Source organism: Brumimicrobium glaciale (genome assembly GCF_004152935.1).
In the GTDB taxonomy this organism is placed as follows: Bacteria; Bacteroidota; Bacteroidia; order Flavobacteriales_D; family Crocinitomicaceae; genus Brumimicrobium; species Brumimicrobium glaciale.
In genome coordinates this window covers 1-2,587 of the sequence record NZ_SETE01000011.1, presented here as the reverse complement: position 1 = coordinate 2,587, position 2,587 = coordinate 1, and the positions used below count along the sequence as shown (strand labels likewise).

Sequence of the window (2,587 nt, the reverse complement as noted above, 5' to 3'; positions counted from 1 at the left end):
CCAAACCAGCTTGCGACTTACTAATGCTTCCAGGCGTTACCCCAGCACATGAGAGACTTACACTCTCTGGACTTTCTCACAACTTGTTGTGAGAATTTATTTATATTTACCATTCAAGGCACACACAACGTGTATAAAACATAGCTATTATAGGCTTTCCGAGAGGTTTTCGTGTATTTACAGAGTACGCCAAATTTTTAATTTGGTTATATTTAAAAAAGAAAATTAAACATAAAAATTAAAAATTCGGCTCGTGCTAAATCCGAAAAGTTAGAGTTTATTTATACGCTACGTTTCATACACAAGACCGTTATCACCAATTAAAAAAAACTAAATGACTAAAGAAGAAGAAAGAAGACAAAATCTAATTGATGGTTTTTTTGATATGGTCGATTCTTTGAAAAAGAGCAGACGAGCTGACCTCTCTGACATAAACAAGGATGAAAACATAATTGAAAAGCTTTACGTTGACCCATTAGAAAATGATTTTGTACTTAAAACTTCTCTAAAGCCTAATACTACAATATTAATTGGTCGAAAAGGAACTGGAAAATCTACAATCATAGCTAGACTTCAGCACGAAGTTAGGAAGTCTAAAGATAAATTATCTCTATACTTAGATGTAAAAACAATTTTTGACCAATCAAGAACATTCACTTATAACTCAGCAAACTTTAAGAATATTCTTAATAAAGAGGAACTTGACAAATATTTCCTTTTCAAGTCATTTCTTAAATTAATATTATCCCAAATTGAAGAAGAAGTAAAAACTAATACTTTAAGATTTTTCTTAGCTTCAATATCGAAAAAATTTGGTCCTGATAAACAAAATTTTAAAGATGAAATATCTCAAATTTTTAAAAATATTGATAAAAAGGAAAGTGAGGATATATTAATTTTAAAAGAAAAAATTGTCCAGTCTACTGAGAATAATTTCAATGAAAATTCTAGTTCTACAAATTTTAATTTAGGAGGGAAAGTATCTGAAAAAGCAATAGAAGGCACTGCTGGTTTTGAAAAAGGTAGCCAAAAATCAAATAAACATTCTGAAAATATTGATGAAGCCTTTTCTGAAATATTTTTACAGTATTATGAGCCTCATAAAGTACTCTTAGAATTAAAAAAACTTTTAAAAGAAATAGGTATTAACTATGTTTTCATATGCTTAGACGACTTCTCTGAAATACAGGAGGAAGCTATGAAAGTTTTTGTGGACACTATTGTATCGCCATTAAACAATTGGTCTGAAGAATTTTTCAAATTCAAAATAGCTGGTTATCCAAATAGAGTTTATTTAGGAGATATTGACCCTCAAAAAATTGAACAAATAAAACTTGATTATTACGACTTATATCAATCTGGAAAAGTATCCAATACTCAAAAAGAAGCCATAAACAACGTTAAAAGATTACTCACAAAAAGATGTTCTTATTTTTGTAGTGTAAAGCCTGAATCCTTTTTCGCATATTCAGATAAAGTGCCAATGGAACAGTTTTATCAACTACTTTTCGACTCTACATCAAATGTCCCTAGAAACATAGGTTGGGTTCTATGGTATTCATTTCAAACAAGTGTTTCAAAAGGAAAGAAAATTACACTACAAGATATAAACATCGCTTCTGAAAGATTTTTTAAAGATACTGTAGAAGTGTTTTTCTCAAAAAATAAATATATGCGAAGCGCATTTAGCGAAAGATTAGAGAAATTTCATCTAAATGAAGTTTTGAATAATATTATTTCAAAATCAAAAACCAACAAAACTGAAATATCTACATCCGAGTCGAAAATTTTTCAAGCCGACAAATCAAAACCACCTACAAGTCACTTTTATATAGATAAAAAATTAGAAAATGTTTTAAGAACGTTAGAGTTAAATTATTTCATAACTAAATATAGTGAACAAAAAGACCAAGATGGAAAAACTTTAATGGCCTTTTATTCTTTAAATCACGGTCTATGTAAATCAGAAGATATAAATTATGGAAAAGGAACAGATAGAAAATATGTGATTCAAAGGAGGTTTAATAATTCTGATATTGTTAGAGAATATATATCAGATGCTAAACAGTTCAAATGTAATAATTGTTCTAATTCATTACCGTACGAAAAATTGGAAATGCTTGAGATGTTTGATATGATGTGTCCTAAATGTAAAAAAGGGATTTGTAATTTAGAACACGTTGAAATTAATCTGACAGACCAAGTAGAGGAAGAACTACAATTACCTGAATTTGACATTAGGTTATTAAATTCTATATATATAAACGAACCTCAATATCCAACTTCGTTAGCACAAGAGCTTGATTGTTCTTACCAAAAAGCTTCGAAAAGAGCTGTTAAGCTGGTTAAATCTGAATTATTACGAGCCGATAAAATTGAACACATAAAGGGCTTAGGAATTAGAACTTATTATTTTCTAACACAAAAGGCAAAAGACATATACTTCAAATAACTGGTGATAATCGAGTAGACGGCTCCGCCAGATAAACTGACGGAGTGCGCCTCTCACACCACCGTACGTACGGGTCTCGTATACGGCGGTTCGTATCTTGGTGGATTAAACGACAAATGAAGTTCCAACATTCCA

At 30.2% G+C, this 2,587-nt stretch carries 1 protein-coding gene; it reads left to right on the top strand.

The genetic code is table 11. From position 1 onward, the window contains the following. Positions 1 to 334 precede the first annotated feature (334 nt). On the top strand, positions 335 to 2,452 hold the full coding sequence (locus ERX46_RS17400; RefSeq protein WP_130095150.1) for an OLD family protein: 2,118 nt from the start codon (positions 335 to 337) through the stop codon (positions 2,450 to 2,452). Positions 2,453 to 2,587 lie beyond the last annotated feature (135 nt).